The organism is Komagataeibacter sp. FNDCR2, from assembly GCF_021295395.1.
Taxonomy (GTDB): domain Bacteria; phylum Pseudomonadota; class Alphaproteobacteria; order Acetobacterales; family Acetobacteraceae; genus Komagataeibacter.
Genome location: NZ_JAIWOU010000001.1, coordinates 2,586,798 through 2,603,676, shown reverse-complemented (window position 1 = coordinate 2,603,676; position 16,879 = coordinate 2,586,798). Strand labels below are relative to the sequence as shown.

General features: G+C 62.8%; 10 protein-coding genes and 1 tRNA gene. All 11 read right to left on the bottom strand.

The features are described 5' to 3' along the window. Nucleotides 1-183: 183 nt before the first annotated feature. The 11 genes from bcsA to LDL28_RS12320 all read right to left on the bottom strand — a co-directional run bounded on the left by bcsA (nt 184) and on the right by LDL28_RS12320 (nt 16,849). The gene (bcsA, locus tag LDL28_RS12365) at nt 184-4,761 is read right to left on the bottom strand and encodes a UDP-forming cellulose synthase catalytic subunit (RefSeq protein WP_233058816.1); all 4,578 of its coding nucleotides are present in this window, start codon (nt 4,759-4,761) and stop codon (nt 184-186) included. Nucleotides 4,762-5,025: 264 nt separating this feature from the next. After that, nucleotides 5,026-6,180 carry a hypothetical protein gene (locus LDL28_RS15725; RefSeq protein ID WP_233058815.1) on the bottom strand — a complete coding sequence of 385 codons (1,155 nt, stop codon included), beginning with the start codon at nt 6,178-6,180 and terminating at the stop codon, nt 5,026-5,028. Further along, nucleotides 6,177-7,274, bottom strand: coding sequence for a glycosyl hydrolase family 8 (locus LDL28_RS12355; RefSeq protein ID WP_233058814.1), 1,098 nt, complete (start codon nt 7,272-7,274; stop codon nt 6,177-6,179). The genes LDL28_RS15725 and LDL28_RS12355 overlap by 4 nt, the downstream gene beginning before the upstream one ends. A gap of 123 nt (nt 7,275-7,397) precedes the next feature. After that, the gene (locus LDL28_RS12350; RefSeq protein ID WP_233058813.1) at nt 7,398-9,116 is read right to left on the bottom strand and encodes an SGNH/GDSL hydrolase family protein; all 1,719 of its coding nucleotides are present in this window, start codon (nt 9,114-9,116) and stop codon (nt 7,398-7,400) included. Nucleotides 9,117-9,121: 5 nt separating this feature from the next. Then, nucleotides 9,122-9,478: a cellulose synthase subunit BcsC-related outer membrane protein gene (locus LDL28_RS15620; protein WP_370636335.1), complete on the bottom strand. Its 357-nt coding sequence runs from the start codon at nt 9,476-9,478 to the stop codon at nt 9,122-9,124. After that, nucleotides 9,405-12,908: a cellulose synthase subunit BcsC-related outer membrane protein gene (locus tag LDL28_RS12345; RefSeq protein WP_255663143.1), complete on the bottom strand. Its 3,504-nt coding sequence runs from the start codon at nt 12,906-12,908 to the stop codon at nt 9,405-9,407. The genes LDL28_RS15620 and LDL28_RS12345 overlap by 74 nt, the downstream gene beginning before the upstream one ends. 100 nt (nt 12,909-13,008) lie before the next feature. Then, on the bottom strand, nt 13,009-14,169 hold the full coding sequence (locus tag LDL28_RS12340; RefSeq protein WP_233058812.1) for an acyltransferase: 1,161 nt from the start codon (nt 14,167-14,169) through the stop codon (nt 13,009-13,011). A 78-nt stretch (nt 14,170-14,247) separates the two neighbouring features. Beyond that, nucleotides 14,248-14,919: an SGNH/GDSL hydrolase family protein gene (locus LDL28_RS12335; protein WP_233058811.1), complete on the bottom strand. Its 672-nt coding sequence runs from the start codon at nt 14,917-14,919 to the stop codon at nt 14,248-14,250. Nucleotides 14,920-15,777: 858 nt separating this feature from the next. Further along, nucleotides 15,778-15,927 carry a hypothetical protein gene (locus LDL28_RS12330; RefSeq protein ID WP_233058810.1) on the bottom strand — a complete coding sequence of 50 codons (150 nt, stop codon included), beginning with the start codon at nt 15,925-15,927 and terminating at the stop codon, nt 15,778-15,780. A gap of 408 nt (nt 15,928-16,335) precedes the next feature. Further along, nucleotides 16,336-16,411 (bottom strand) — tRNA-Glu (locus LDL28_RS12325). An 84-nt stretch (nt 16,412-16,495) separates the two neighbouring features. After that, on the bottom strand, nt 16,496-16,849 hold the full coding sequence (locus LDL28_RS12320; RefSeq protein WP_233058809.1) for a hypothetical protein: 354 nt from the start codon (nt 16,847-16,849) through the stop codon (nt 16,496-16,498). Between the last annotated feature and the right edge of the window lie 30 nt (nt 16,850-16,879).

Below are 16,879 nucleotides of genomic sequence, written 5' to 3'. Positions count from 1 at the left end.
GTTCGAAATCATGGCACTCCCCCGCGGTCGTGCTGTCGTAGCGATGATGGCGCCGCCACCATGCCGCACCGGGACTGCGGATAAAACAACTATAACCTACTCTGCCACCAAACGTGGCCGCAAGCCAGCGGCATTGGCATCCCCGCCACACCGCGTGAAATGCTCACGTCCATGCCGCGCCGGTCAGTCACGGAAGGTGCGCTTTTGAACCTGCAGCGCCTTGTAGCGGCGGCGGGCGTGGCGGACCAGCGCGCGCGACATCACCGCCGTCAGCAGCACGCAGGCGATCAGGCCGACCACCATCACCCGTACCGGGCGGTTGTGCATATGCCAGTCCGGCCACATCCATAACGGCACCGACCCCACGGTATAGACCGGCGACCCGCGATAGGACGACACGGCATCGCCATGCACCAGCACCAGGTCGCCCTGGATGTCAGGCTGGTTCTTGCGCAGGTTCAGTGTCTGGACCAGGTGGTTCAGGCCCGGCGCGTCACCGGACAGGAAGGCCAGCACGGTGCGCCCGGCCATGAGTGGCGACTGCGCCTCCACCATCGCGCCGACACCCCCCGTAAGGTCGGTGTCGATCTCCGTGGGCGCGTGCCGCCTGAGGGCCGAGAGCGGATCTTCAAACGCGTTCCAGACCCCATTCAGCGCGGAGCGGGCGGCCATGTGCAGGTGCCCGTCCGAAATCTGATAGGCCGCATTCGCCAGCAGGGGCGCGACATCCGCGCTTTCCGCCAGCGTGGACAGGACGATCAGGTTCCTGTCCGCCACATCGCTCACATGGTCGGCGGTGACGATTTCAACACCGGCCACCGGGTACCACGTCGTGGCCCCCATGAAGCCCATCAGATCCAGAAACGCCCCGATTTCGGGGGCGGCGGGGTGATCGGGCAGCACGACCGCCGTATGCGACAGGTCGGCATAGGTGGTGAAGGGAAACCCCGCGCTGGCCATATACGCCAGGTTCGGCATGGTCGTGATGTGGAAGGCATTGGAAAAATCGATGGTGGAGTCAGGATCGACCGACAGGTGCAGCAGGGCCGGCCCCGCCTTGCAGGCTCCGGCGGAGGACATGGGCATCGCATCGAAATAGAACTGCAACTGGTTCTTGCCGTAAACCATCCACGGCTGGACCGTGGCAATACGGTTCTCGACCCCCGATGTGTTGCCCAGACCGATATGCGCCAGCGCCTTCCCTATTTCCCCGTTGTTTTCACGCAGGGAAAAGGAACGCAGGTAGATGTTGTTGATGCTGACATCCAGGTGCGAGCGGGCGACATCCAGAACCGGCCCGTCGGGCGAGCGGAAACGGACATGCACCTTGTACGGGCGGCTATGCCATGTGTACAGATCCGGCGGGATACGGAACGGCACGGTCATGACGCCGGGCGTGAAACCCACGCCCTGCAGTTCGCTGTCCGGCACCAGTTCCCCCAGCTTCACCGGGCGCGAGGTCGGGATGAAGGCCGGGGCGTCGTTGGGCTGGCTGGGTGCTACGTCAATGGGCGCGATATCGGCATGGTCGGTGGCGGGCAGCGTGCCCGAACCGAAGCCTATGCCCTTGCTGGCCGTAATCACCTCGTCCCGGTCACGCCCGGTCACCACCAGCACCGTCCCGTTGGGATCGAAGGGATTGGCGACCTCCATCACCGTCGGTCCCCCGACGGAAAGATGCCCGAGTTCGCGGGGCAGTTCGGCAACCACGCCCACCGCCATGGCGTTGCCCGTGCGGGGCACGGTGGAGGAGACGGGGAACGTGACGCCACGGAAATCGGTCTGCTTGCCGAACCACGAGGCGACGATGCCAGTCGCCGTCAGGATCTCGGGGTCATAGCTTGCCGCCAGCACCACCGGGATGACCGCGCGCTGGTCAACCGCCCTGTCGTAAAATGGCTGTGGCAGGCGGGCAAGCTGCCTGCGCGCGGGAAGCGAGATGGTGGTGATCTGTAGCTGCGAATGTTCCGAAACGCTTGCCCACAGCAGCTTGTCCATGGGGTCGGCGCAGCCTTTCGTGCCGACCGCGAAGCTGAAATTCAGCCGGTTGCTGTTGACGAAAAAGATCGGGTTCACGTCAAACGCGATCGGCCCGAACGCGGGCTGGCCCGGTGTGGGCCGCAGGGTGCCGACATACTGTTCGTTCAGCGTGATGGTCACGGCGCTGTTTTCAGGCCGCAGGCTGGGCGACATGGCCCCCGAGACGATCAGCCGCGCCGAGGTGACGAGCTGGTCGGAAGGAATGCCGAACTGCAGGCCCTGCAGCGGCGTCGCGCTGCGCATGGTCAGGGCGGTGAGCGCCCCGAGCTGGTCGAACGTATAGGTATGGGTGGTGGCCATCTGGGCGGACGCGCCGCTCGCGTTCTCGCCACTGTCCACGGCCGCTTCGGCCGCCCCTACCGCGTCCGCCGCATCGGCAGCGCCCGCAGCGGCGGCGGTGGCGGCGGCCGAAGGGTCGGGCGCCGCGTAAGCCGTGGACGCCCAGGCCAGCATGGCCAGCAGCGGTATCATTTTCAGGCTGCGTGAACCAGACAGTATCCCGGTCCTGTTCCTGCGCTGGGCGCGCCCCGCCCCGGGTGCGGCTTCATCCGTCGACACATTTTCCTCACTGAAACTGGGATAGCGGGCCCCCTTCCGTGGAGTGAGGCGCCCGGGGGGACGGAACAGGCCCAGAATACTGACGAAAATATCCCACACGCTCCGCAGGGGGCGATCATTTCCGTAATCGTTCCAGTCCACCCACGCATCGGCACGACCGAACACGATGCGGATGATACTTGCTTCTTCCTGAAGGGAGCCGATGTCCCACCTGAACACGCACTGGCCGTTCCGGCTACGGATCACATGCGCGCGCAGGCGCAGGCTCTCCCCTTCGATATTGACGTGAATCTCGACCGTCTGTGGCCCCACTATGGGCTGGGGCCATGTCATGTGGATCGACGCCCCACCCATGGACAGGTCTTCGGTCACGCCCGCGACCACAATGCCGTCCGCGGTGGTCACATTTACCGGCAGGCTGGCGCGGATACGGTGGCTGTAGCGTTTCTGATGGGTTTCACGGCCCACGGCGACGGCGGCAAGGATGATCAGCAGGCTGAGCGTGGCCCAGCAGGAATTGAGCAGATAGGCGCGCCGGGCGATGAAATCGACATGTTCGAACGCCAGCCCGTACAGCCCCCGGAGCAGCCCGAGGAACATGAGCCCCCCCATAATGACATTGGGATAGACCGCGCGCAGATCGAAATACCCGCTTTCCAGCACGCCGCCCTTGTTCGTGACATTGAACTTCGCACGCCAGGGGTTGAGCAGGGTAGCGACCGTCACGCGCACCAGGAACAGCGCCATGGTGGTTTCGTACACCTCGCTCCAGAACGAATAGCGCCAGCCCCTGTTGATGCGCGACGCCGTGCCGATGGCGTGGAACATGTGCGGCCCGGCATAGGCCAGCACGGCCACGGGCGATGCGGCGATGACATTCTGCCCGAAGAACAGGAAGGCCAGCGGCGCGGTCAGGAACACCACGCGCGGCACCGCGAACAGGAAGGACAGCATGGCCGCCAGATAGCACAGCCGCTGCCCCCAGTTCAGGCCCGGCCCCAGCAGGGGGTTGTCGATACGGAAAATCTGCAGCATGCCGCGCGCCCAGCGCACACGCTGCCCGACATGGGTGATCAGGCGCTCGGTCGCCAGCCCGCCCGCCAGCGGAATGCGCAGGTAGGCGGTGGACCAGCCCTCGCGCTGCATGCGCAGGGCGGTATGGGCGTCTTCGGTGACGGTCTGGGTCGCGAACCCGCCGATCCCCTCGATCGCGACACGCCGCAGGATGGCGCACGACCCGCAGAAGAATGTCGCATCCCAGAAATCATTTCCGTCCTGGATCACGCCATAGAACAGGTTGCCTTCGGGTGGGGTGCGGAAGCCCGCGGCCAGATTGCGCTGGAACGGGTCGGGGGAATAGAAGTGATGCGGCGTCTGCATGAGCGCGATCTTGGGGTCACCCACCATCCAGCCCATGGTGATCTGCAGGAAGGCGCGGGTCGGGATATGATCGCAGTCCAGCGTCAGGATGAATTCGCCCGATGAACGCTTGATGGCATAATTGAAATTGCCCGCCTTGGCATGTTCGTTCGTGGGCCGCGCGATGTAGGTTGCCCCGCAGGCTTCGGCGAACAGGGCGAATTCCGGCCGCCTGCCGTCATCGAGCAGATAGACGTTCAGCCTGTCGCGGGGCCAGTCCATGCCCAGCGCGCCCAGAACGGTAAGCCGGACGATGCTCAGGTCTTCGTTATAGGTGGGGATGTAGACATCCACCGTAGGCCAGTCGGCAGGGTTGTCCGGCAGCGGGATCGGCGCGCGGCCCAGTGGATAGATGCTCTGGAAATAGCTCAGGAAAAGCATCACGAGGGCATAGAGTTCCGCCGTAAGCAGCAGCGTGCCCAGCCCGATCTCGATCCATGTGTTGAAATAGAGCGTATCCGTCAGGCGCCATGTCAGGTACCGCAGCGAGACGGCGGCCGACAGCACCTCCAGGAAAACCTGCACGCGCCGGGTCTTCTTCCGGCCGACGATGAAGAAGATACCCACAAAGATACCCGCCACGACCAGTTGCTGATTGGGCGTGAGCGTGACCGTGGCGGCCGCGAACATGGCGCACAGGGCGAAGGCCACCACTATGGCGATTCCCGGACGCGAAGCCAGAAACTGCTCCAACCGGCGCGACCACGCCGAATCCGCCGATGTGGGCGACTCAACCTCTGACATAAAACCACTCGTCCGAAATAAACGGCAAAAACAGAAAGTTACGCTCAAAAACTGTCAGAGGGGCAGCACGCCTGCCGATCGCGTGCATCAGAACAGTCCATGTCACTTCAAACAGGTCCTACGGGTTCGGACAACTGCGTGGCCAGCCGTGCCGCGCCCCAGGGATGGGACGATGCACGTTCCTGCCTCAACCGCCACGCCTGTGTCCGTCCATCACACCCGGCAGGCCGCCGGATGGACGGAAAAGCGGGAAAATGCGCCGCTTCAGGATTCGTCGTCTTCCTTGCGGCGCGACAGGGCGTCACGCAACGTGGATTTGGGGGTCAGCCGATCGGTCGCCCGGCCACCCAGGATCATGAACATTTCCTCCATGGTGGGTGAACCATCGGTGGACGGCGCGAGGGGGGATTCATTGGCGGGGCTGGAATTCGACTTGGTCATGGTACTCACCTTGGTCTGTTGGGGACGGGAAACACGCACAGGCAGCGGCGCGGGGCGGAACAGCCTGCGCTCTGCCTGCCTGCGGATATCGGGCAGGGGAAAGGCGAAGCCACGGCTTACCGGGCGGGGGCGTTCGCCACGCTGGTGCCGCGCCTTGGGCACGGGCATCCAGTCCTCCCCGGCTTCGGCCGGCGGCAGGAGGGGAAGAAGCTCCGCATCACTTTTTTCAATCGGCGCCACCGTTTCGGGCATTGCGGCGGCCAGGGGCTTCCGCCCGGTCTCGGCAGCATCGGCCGCGGGCTGCGGGGCGGCCACGGGCATGGCGGGAGGGGGCGCATCGACTTCGGGCTGCGGCTCCGGTGCCGGCCCGACTTCAGGCTCCGGCGCGGGCGCGGGTGTGGTTTCGGGCACGGGTTCCGGTGTGGGTTCCGGTGTGGGTTCAGGCACGATTTCGGGCTCAGGCGCAGGCGCAGGTTCGGGTTCGGGTTCGGGTTCGGGTTCGGGTTCGGGTTCGGGTTCGGGTTCCGATACACCCTCCGGAGCCGATGCAATGGCGGGCTCGGGCGTTTGCACCTCGGGTGGCGCGATGGCGACAGGTTCCTCTTGCACATGCGGGGCGGCGATGGCGGCAACCGGCGGTTCCACCTGTGGGGCCGTGCTGGCTTCGGGCGGGGGCAGAAGCTGCTCCGCCGGTGGTTCGGAGTCCACTACTTCATCCGCGGGTGGTTCCTCACCGGGTTCGTTTTCGGCCTGCCAGTCGTACGGATCCTCGACCTCCGCCAGATCTTCGGGGCTGGAGGAGTCGGTGGCGGCGGATGTCTCTTCCGTTTCCATAAGGGAGCGATCGACAAAAGGCCGGTAAACGAATCCCTGCTCGACCCCGAAGCTTTGCAGGACACGCTCGATATCGCGCGGACGCCCCACCGCACCGGACTGACCGTCGCCTTCAACCCTGTCTTCTGACCCTGATCCGCTCACTTCGCCTGCTCCTCTGCCCGCGCGATATAAACCAGAAGCGTCAATGCCGCGGAATAATAATCCGGCGCATGGTCAAGTGTCGGCAATTTTGCCGATGAAGCAAGCCCCGTGCACTGCGCGACCGCCAGATATCCCGGCGGGGCATTATAGGGCGAACGCGCGCCCGTTGTCAGGTCTATCCAGCCGGGCAGCGCATCCGCGCCGAAATGGGTCCAGAACTGGGCGTATCCCGCCCGCAGGTCCGGCGTGAGCATGTGGGCCCAGTACAGGTAGAGCGGAACCCGGATCGCATCATAGGAAAAACGCGGCGCCCACCCCTTCGCGATGGAAAGGGCCTGTGTGCGCCGGTCGATCGAGACCCAGTCCGGCGGCAGCCGCCATTGGCCGAAGCGGGCCTGAAGGATGAGGCGCATGCCGTCATGCATCACGCCATGCCATGCCGGGTCCGCCGTCAGTTCAAAGGCCTGAAGCAGCGAGGGCATGACGTAATAGGAAAGATTGAGCGTGACCGCATCGGGGGACACGAAGCCCTGCGCGCCGGGCAGCAGCACCCTGTAGCCTCCCACCCGCAGGGTCATGAGCCGCAGCACGTCGCGGTAGATCGCCACGGCTTCCTGCACGAAATCCACGCGCTGCCACCGCCGCCCGGCGCGGGCAAGGGCAAGGGCGATCAGCAGGTCCCCATCGGTCGCGTTGTTCGTATCGGGCACGGCGGGTACCTGACCGGGCAGGAAACGCCATGAAAACAGACTGTCCCGTGTGTGCCGCAAGGTGGCCTGCGTCCAGTTCCACATCGCCTCGAACGAAGGGAGGTCATTAGCGGCGGCGGAGAAAAGCATGCCGTATCCCTGACCCTCGCTGTGGGATTCCCCGTTATTGCCCGTATCGACAATGCGGCCATCGGGGCGGAAATATTTCCGCCGGAACACGGCCCATTGCCGTGCCACGTCATCCGCCGCCCCGGGCGCGGCGAACCCGGTGATGGACGACATGGACACGCCCCCCATGGCCATAAGGGCCGCCAGCATGGCGCGACGCCCCATGATCGGGGCCGGGTGGGCTGGCAGGCCGGATGTCTTGAGATCAAACCGCATCAGATAATCATGTATCCCCTGAACTGTCGGGCTTCCCTATCTGGAATCCGTCAAAGTGCAACCACCCGCATTTCCGGCACGCCACCGGTCGTGGCCTGATGCTCCCCCACGCGCCCCACGCTGTCAACGCGCGGGCAGCAGGCGGGCGCCGACCTGCCGCCACACCATGCTGGCCAGGATGGCATGGCCGGTCTGGGAGGGGTGGGTATCGTCATTGCTCCAGTTGGTATGGTTCTCCACATTGTACAGCGGCTGGTCGGGCGCGAAGGGGTCGATCTCGATATCGGGCGTGATGGTCCCGGCGCGCACCGCCGCGCGCAGCGCCGCGCGCGGTGCGCCGGATGTGTTGGTCTCATCGATCAGGGCGACCGTGAAGCCAGCCTTTTTCAGGCGTCGCACCATGCTGGCGATGTTGCGTACCGTCTCCTCCGCCGGGATGTGGTTGAACTCCAGATGGTCGTTATACCCGCCAAAAATGACCGCGACCCGGCTGCCGGTGGTCCGCTGGCCCACGGCTTCCGCCGCCGCGACCATGCCCAGCATCTGTCGTGTCGTCGCGCCGGACACCGCGAAGTCATAGCTCTGGTAGCGCCCATACTGCTGCATGAGATAGGGCCAGTTCCGGCCATCCGACAGGCGGAACCCCTCCGACCGGCTATCCCCGATCACCACAAGCGTGGCGCGAAGCTGGGGCATGTAGTTCCCCACCGCCGCGGCCGAGGCCTGGAACGCCGCAAGCCCCGCCGGATCGGGCGCTCTGTCGGCAATGACCAGACCACTCCACTGTCCCGTATTGCGCCCCTGCGAGAACCATGGCCCGCCATCGGCATTGAAGCCGATATAGCCGCCATTCATCTGTCCCGGCGCGATGGGGGAGTCCAGCCGGGCGGAGGCATTCGCGCAATCGAGACCATATCCGCCCCGCGTCGCATGGACATCAAAGGCCGCGGGGGAATTGGTAATGACCATGTCCGTCCGGCGGTCTGGGCTTGTGGCATCGGCGATATGGGCGAATCCATCCAGGCTGTAGCTGCCGAAAAATGCCTTGAACACGCGCCCGCGCACGGCGCTCCCCAGCATTACCGGCACGGGATAGGCCGCGTACCCGGAATTGGAGGAGGCATAGGTGCCTACTGTCCCAAAAAAGAAATCATCCGCCGGAACCCGCAGCGATGCGGGGATGACAAACCCGCCCGGCCCGTTTTCCTCCCCCCATGAGAGGGTCTCGTTCCCCGCGACCTGCACCTCCCCGATATGGACGACATGGCGGCCCGGCGTGGCCTCCAGGTCGTGGCCATGCCCGCTCTGGTCATGCACCCGCAGCACGGTCGCGAATGTTCCCGCATCCCGCCCGGCCAGAACCGCGCGCAGGGCCGCGTGGTCAAAGGCCCCATCCGCCCCGATACCGATGGTGGTCACGACCGGCTGGCCCGCATGCAGGGTTTCCACATCCACGGCGGGCCCCACATAGCCCGTGACCATCCGTACCGTCCCCCCTGCGAACACGGCATGGCCCGCCAGCGCATCCGCAGGGCGCGCGGTGGCGACCGGCTCCCACCGCGCGGCCCCCGCCGCCACGGATACCGCCCGCCAGACCCGGCCATCGACCTGCCAGATATTGCCGGGCGCGTAACCGGCCCGGGCATCGTCATGCACGCCCGGCGCGCGGTCCATGCCGCCGGACAGCCTGTCCGCCGCCGGGATGCACACAGTGGCCTCCCCCATCCCCACCGGGCAGGACGCGCCCCGCGCCAGCGGCGCGCACGGCCCCAGCGCCACCAGCGCGCAGGCGGCAAGAGCGTGGTATTTCGTGTTCACAAGCCATTGTCTGCATCTGGCCATGGGGTTCAGTCCTCATCAACCGACAGGCGTGACGATCCCGGGGCCTGCGGGGTATCGGGCGCATCGAATACATAATGGAACAGCAGCATGCCGGTGGATTCAGACCAGCTCCCCGCGCGGGTGTAGCCACCGTTCACCCCCAGCCTGAACTGCGGTGTAAGCTGATAGACCAGCCGCGCCCCGAAATTACCCGCAAGCCCGCTGGCCCCCTCGCCCCCGAACCGCCCCCTGCCCTGCGGCAGTTCGGCCTGCAGGCCGGGATTGCGGGGATAATAGGGCGACCCGCCGCTATGGTAGTTCTGGTACCCCGCCTCGCCACGCAGGAACCAGTTCCAGCGCCCCGCATGGCCGGACCATTCCACCGGAACCATCGCCCCGTAATACGCGCTGGGAGAGAAGTACCCCCCCCTGCCCCAGCGTGAAGAAGTAGGTGTTGCGTTCATACCCGAAATACATGAGATCCAGCCCCACGCGCAGCGCCTGCCGGTCCCTGTAGCGCCATACCTTTGCATTCCCGCCCGCCCTGGCTTCCCCTTCGGTATTGCTGACCACATTGGTCCCCTCCAGATAGGCGCCGCCACCGCCGACATAGGCCGTCCATAACGCGGATGCGTATTCCAGCGATCCATGGCCGAAAATGCGGGTGACACCGCCCCATGTCCTGCCGGTCGCGGGGTCGGTCATGCCGCCATAGGACAGTTCGCTATCCGTAACCATGCGCCGACCGCCGCTGATCCGCAGCCTGAGGTTCCGGGCCAGTTGGGGCGCGAATTCGACCCCGCCCACGACATTGGTGATGGGAAAGCCGAGGGGGGATGTCCCCACATCGCCCGTAAACCAGCGGTTCATGTAGCTTACGCCCAGCGCGATGCCCTGTATATTGTAATGATCCCTGGCCTTGCCGCCATTGACGGCCTGCGTTCCGAAGGTGCTCGGGTTGTAGATGGAGGTGCTCTGGCCCGGATTGCCCGTGAACAGGAATGTGGGCGTGGCGGAGAAGGTCAGCCGGTGTTCCCATGAGGAAAGCGGATACGAGCCTGTAATCGGCACGGACACTTCCGTCATCTGCCCCTGCCCGCGCGCGCCGGTACGGCCGCGAATATAGACATTCGCGTCAATCTGCGGCGCAAGGGATTCGCGCAGGTAGGCAATATTGCGCTCGGTCGCCTGCAGCACCGTGTCACTGGGCAGGGAGGGGTACATGGCGGAAAGCGTGACCGCCTTCGGCTCGTTATGGTCTCCCTCCATGTCCGGCCACATGTAATCGGGCACGAACGCGTCCGGCGCGTTGCATTTCACGCTCGGGCTGCTACTGCATTGCAGGTCATGCGCCCGTTCTAGGTCGGCAAGCTGTTCTCTGGCATGCCCCTCCACCCGGTCGATCTCCGAACGCACTTCCCATGTAATCGAACTGTCGGGGGCAAGCTCGGTCAGGCGTTGCATGTATTCATGCGCAAGCGCCAGATCCCCCGCCCCGGTGGCGTCCCGCACGATGGAGGCCAGGATGTAGCGGTCGTTCTGGCGCAGCTTCAGCGCGGCCAGATCCTCGCCCAGCGCGTGGCGCGCCCTGTCCTGTGTCTCGTAAACACGGCCCAGCGCCAGATGGGCTTCGGCCGAATCGGGATTGGCCGCGACAAGGGGAAGCATGAGCTTTTCCGCCTGGCCGGGTTTGCCGCCCTGGTCCAGCCGGTCCGATTTCATGATGGTCATGCCGATCTCGATCTGCTCGCGCACACGCATCTGGTCACTGGTGATGCCATCGGGGTTTTCAGCCGCGAGCTGGTCAAAATCCTTCAGGTAGGCCTGTGCGTCCCGCAATGAGCCTATGCGCAGCGACGTTCCGGCATAGCCCAGTTTCTGCTCCGGTTCGGGATTGGGGGTGATCTGGTTCTCATACCGCAGCACCTTGCGCGCGGAGCGGGGATCGTCGCGATCCATGAAGGCTGTGGCGATGATCGTGCCCAGCGTGCCATCGGGGTCGGGCGCATTGGCCAGCGCCATGAGCTGGTCCCTGTAATCGGGCGCCTGGGGGTCGATGGCGCGGACCATCTGCGTCAGGCGGATCTGGCGCTCCGCCTGCACCATGGCGGGCGTGCGGGCGGACGGGGGCAGACGGGCATACAGCCGGGCCGCCGTGGTGATGTCATGATGCGCCACCGCATACAGGACACCGGCCTCGATATCTGCATCGGTGACATCGCGGCCGCTGGTCAACTGCCGCATATGGGCGTCCGCCTGCGCAACCTGCCCGTTGTCGTACAGCGCATTGCCCAGTTCGAGATATACCCACGGATTATCCGGCATATAGGCCAGCGCGCTGCGCAGCAGGGCGATACGCCGCGTCAGGTCGCCGGTATGCGCCGCCGCGTAACGCAACTGCATGCCGCGCAGGAGCGACGCCCGGCGTGGCTCCTTCTGCGCCACGAGCCGGATCAGGTCATCGGCCTCATCCCCGCGCCCCTGCTGGATCAGGACATAGGCAAGGTTATAGGGAGCTTCGGGATTATGGGGCGAAATGCGCTGGATTTCCCGATACACCCGCGCGGCCTCATCCAGCCTGCCCTGCTTGCGATACAGCGCCGCCTGCAAGAACAGCGCCGCCTCGGTCGCGCCGGGATGCTGGCGCAGGCGGTCGATATCGTCCTGGGCCGCGGCCAGACGCCCCTCATCAATGGCGGACTGGGCATTCCCCACCAGCGGGTCTGGGCCGCCCCCGGCGTAGACATGCTGCAACGCCGTGCGCCAGTGGCTGTCGGGCGCGGGATCGGCGGCGACGGCCTGGGCAAAATACTTTTTCGCATCCTCCAGACGCTGTTCTCCCTCGGCCACCACCCCCAGACCACCCAGCGTATCCGGGTCGTCGGGATTGAGCGCCAGCGCCTGATGCAGACTACGGGCCGCCGCGACGTAATCCTTCCGCGACAGGAATTTGTAGCCTTCTATGCGGTAGGTGGCCGCATCGATGCCGGACTGCGTTTCCTGCGCCTTTTGCAGGAGATCGCGTATCTCCGCGTCATCGGGGTGGGCTTCCAGCCATTCCCGGTACAATGGCATGCTGGAACCCGTTATGGGCTCCCATGTCAGGGCCAGACGCCACGATGCCGCCGCATCCTGCCGGATGGCGCTGGAACTGGCGGTGCGGGCCAGCACCTTCAGGTCACTCAGCCCCTGTTCGCGGTTGGTAATGCGGTAGGTCAGGATCCGGTCATAGGCCAGGCGCGCATCCAGGTCTTCGGGGCTATGGGCGACGTATTCGCCCAGTTTGGTCCGCGCTTCCTGATACCCAAGGATGGTGGAACCCAGCACACGATAATATTCCAGCGCCAGATCCGGCGGCGGATCGCCGTTCTTGAACAGGGCCTTGTACTTGAACATGGCCTGCATCATCTTGCCGGTTTCAGCCAGATGGCGCGCCTCGGCCAATGCCTGCGGGTCGAGTTTACCGTACCTGATCTGGGCATTGAGCATGCCGATATAGGACGATGCATCCCCATTGCGCGAAAGCTGCCTGAGCGTCTGGCCCGCGGCCGCGGCGTCGCCCGTCCCGATCTGGATGCGGCCCTGGTCGTACAGGGCCCGGCTGCTGTCGGGGGCGATGCTGCGCGCTTCACGCACCACCTCGGTCGCCTTGTCATATTCCTGCTGCCCGATCCAGTACTCCGCCTTGCGCAGCAGCAGGTCGAGCGCCGCGTTTTCAGGCACGGGCGCGCCCGCCGCCGTCACACCTGCCTGCGCGACCTGTGGGGAGCCAGGGGCCACGCCGCCATCGGCATGCGCCATACCCAAGGGCATGCATAATACAGCACCACATAGCAGCGTCACATTATGCATGCCTCTGGGCATGGGCATACGGACGGACCGCACCACCCAGGACACATGGGACCTGTGTGCCTTAATGCACACGTGACACGAACGACACGTAGGACAGCACCATCGCCAGCCCGCCGCACGCGCCCACCAGCGCCAATGCGCCGCAATTCCGGACAGATGGCGTCACGCGGCCTTCATAATCGAGAAAAACCCGTTCGATCCCCACGTAACTGAGCAGGCTTATGACCATGACCAACGCCAGCACACCCCCCATAACCAGGCCATGGACCTGAAACATCAACAGGTAGTTCGCCACCACGATGGCTGGCCAATGCCATAAATATATCGAATACGAAATAACACCTATAGGGGAAACGGGTACGAGCAGCATGCGCGCGACATCATGCTGCGGGCACATGATGACACCCATGACCGCCAGGCACGGCAGGGCGATCATGTAGGAGGGGCAGGCGAACCGGAGCGGGTAAGAAAAGGCCGCGTAAAAAAGGAAGGCCACCCCAAGGCCGCAGACGATGTTGGACACCGCGCGACTGAAACGCGGGCGGGGAACAATCCAGATCAGCGCCCCCAGTGAGAACTCCCACAGGCGGTCGAGGATATTATAGTAGCCCTGAGAATTGCCGACATGGTTGCTGTACAGGCTGCATCCCAACGACAGCACGAAAATCCCGACCAGCCCCCGGTTGCGGTGATGGGTGTACGTAAGCACCAGCGCCATGATGAAAATGACGAGATAGAACTGCATCTCAAGGGAAAGCGACCATGTATGCAGGAAGGGGTAGGCAATGCTCTGCCCCTCGAAATATCCCACATGGCCCGCCGCCCAGATATTGGACAGATAGACCAGCGCGTACGCCCCGTTCAGCGCGATATCGGCGCGGTCGCTTTGCAGCACCCACCACAGCATGCCGGCGGATATGGCCGCGACCATGCAGAACAGGGCCGGCAGCAGCCGGTACAACCGGCGGCTGACGAAGCGCATGGGCTGGAAAGGCTGCTGGATCAACGCGGAACGGCCGATGAAATAACCGGAAATGACGATAAATATGTCAACGCCGATAAAGCCGCCATCCAGCCACCCGGCATGAAACAGCACCACGAAAATGATGGCCAGCCCACGCAGGCCATCGATGTCGCGCCGCCGGTCCGTGGGAAAGAATTCATTACGGAGGATCTGCCGCCACGTACTGCGCGCGGGAACTGCCGCCTGCCCTTGGCTCATAACCGGATACCCATGAAATACCGTCATTCTACCGGCTGGCTGCATCGCGTTCTGGCGGCGCGGCACCAGCCATGCGCCTTACTGTCCGGCGGCGGGTTCTTCCGCCTTGATCTTTTCAAGTATGGGCAGCGTCGTTTTTACAATGGCGTCGCCCCAGACCTGATAGCTGGCGGCGGTGGCATGGATGCCGTCAATGGTGCTGACCGAGCCCGGCTTCATCAGTTCCGTCCCGTCGACATAGGTGCACGGCGGCACTTCCTCCTTCATGAAGGTGGCCATTTCGGTGGTCCGCTGGTCGGTCTTGCCGTAGCGCGGGCTGTACTGCCCCCATGTCGGCCCGACCCAGATGCACGCGGTCTTGCCCAGGGTGTAGGTCAGGGTCTTGACCTGCTCGTCCACCCAGTCGCGCGAGATCGTTTTCTGGCCGTATCCCGCCATTGTATCACCAAGCACCACCATGACGACATCCGGGTGCCATTTTTCAAGCAGGGACGCCATGGGTGGTGGAGAGGCGGGCTTCATGTCCGGCGCGCCGATCGGTTCATCCCCGATACGCTGGGCCGCGCCGCAGCCATTATTGGGGTTGGGCACGACCCAGTCCGCGGCGGTGGAGGAACATACGCCATAGGTAATGACCCTGGCGCCCTGTCTGGTGAATTCGTCCGGCAGGATGGAGAGGAGGGAGTCCTTGAATGTTACATGGCTGTCGCCAATGATCAGAAGTGTAAGGCCTGCCAGCAGCGCATTCACAATACATGACTCCGGAATATTTCTTTTCGAATATAGTTCTTATAGCAGAAAAAAAAATGCCGAGCCAGAGCCCCGCCCCTGGCGCGCGGCCCGCATGTGCGCGGATGAAATTCCGGACGGCGTATTTTATTAACTACCTATTTTAATTATGATTTTTTCAGGATTTACCCGGCATGGCGGCTGGAAACCGGCAGGGATGTATCTGCATTTCAGTCTCACCCTTCCATATGCCCCAACCTGCGTGGACAGGGGGCATTAGGAATACAAACCTATTTCTACATGGAATATTTTAGACGTTCCGCAGTATTTTGAATAAATAAATCACGTCTATTCTGGAAAATTATTCCAATTCAAAGTGCATCCGCCGCACGAAGGGAATATTTTTTCGATCGGCATATTATATACCTGATTTACATAAATTATAAATTGCAGCCCCAATCCAATATCCAATTTTATTTCTTGCCGCGGAGCTGATCTGAATTCCCATACAGGCAGATAATGGTATTTCCGATGGATTTTTAATATTCATGATATTATTGGAAATAATTGTTCTATAAAATAGAATAAAAGTTTTTAGATTCCACCTTTTTTCAAAAATGGGGCGTTTCCTGAAGCTTTTTGAAAAAAGCTTCACCAAAAACTTCCCTGTCATTTGTCGGGTTTTACCTGACGATAAAATACAGCTCCCACCCCCCAAAACACCATCTGGGGGAATATCGGGCCGGGCAGCATGATTTGCCGCGGGACACGGATGGTTGCGAAACGTCCTCCGCCCTTTAGGAGCGTTTCCGGATGCATGGGATTTTATTGCGGGTATCAGGACGGCCAGACAGGGCCAGAAACCAGAAAGGATATTATTCAGAAATCAGGAAGCATGAAATAAAGAACAAACAGACTTGCCAGCGTAACAACAGTTATCAACAACACCAGTATTGCCGTAATCGAAAGACTTTTCATTCGTTCTGCCGGGGTGGAAAATGGTATGCGCCTGCTTTCATCCTCGGTCATCTTGAACTCCATCCTTGATACCAGAAGCGTCTTTCAGCGGGACAATCCTTTTCAGGAGCCCCGGATAAACATTGATATTTTGGGGGAGTTTCAGGTTTCCGTTTCATTAATGAATTTTAATACCCGAAATCTGGAAATAAATTTATGCCCTGTACAATAATTACCGGAAATTATTTGCCGGAATTACCATGCCTGACCCTACACCCATCCAGATAACATCACGATTATCAATAACATGAGCGCCCAATAACTACAGACCGACCTGCCGCACGGGTGATTATACCATGCGCGCGAAGGAAAGCGGCGCGAACACAGGCACCATGCGGGACAAAGCCTGCTGGTCATATTCAGTCATGAAACGAAATACATCGCCCTTCATGCGGATATTCCCGGTCATCGGAATATCAATGGCGTCCCGTACGGGATTCGAACCCGTGTTGCCGCCGTGAGAGGGCGGTGTCCTAGGCCTCTAGACGAACGGGACCAGGGCCGACGCCGCTTCTATGTGATCCCGCCGCCCATTGCAAGAGCAAGAATGGGCGGCCTCCGTTTTTCCTGCCGCCCCGGCTCAGGGCGCGAGCACAAGACGCGCCACGACGCGCTGCCCCGCCGGATCCCATATAATGATCCGCCCGGCGCGATCACCACCCGCCAGTACGGCCACAACCATTCCATCCGGGCGCACCGCAACGGATTCAATGCGGGTGCCGGACGGTTCATCCAGCGTCAGGTCACCATATCCCCCCGCACCCGCCGTGACCGCCACTGGCGCGGCCAGATGGGCCGTCGCGGCCTGTTGTGTGGCCTGCGGGTGCATCATCCGGTGCACCAGCACGCCCACCAGCCCCAGGGAGCCGATGAACAGCAGCACCCCCATACCGATCACCGCAGCCAGCAGCGCGCGCGATCCCTGTTTTTCCATTATGTGCTTTCCGTTCCCGAATACCGTTTT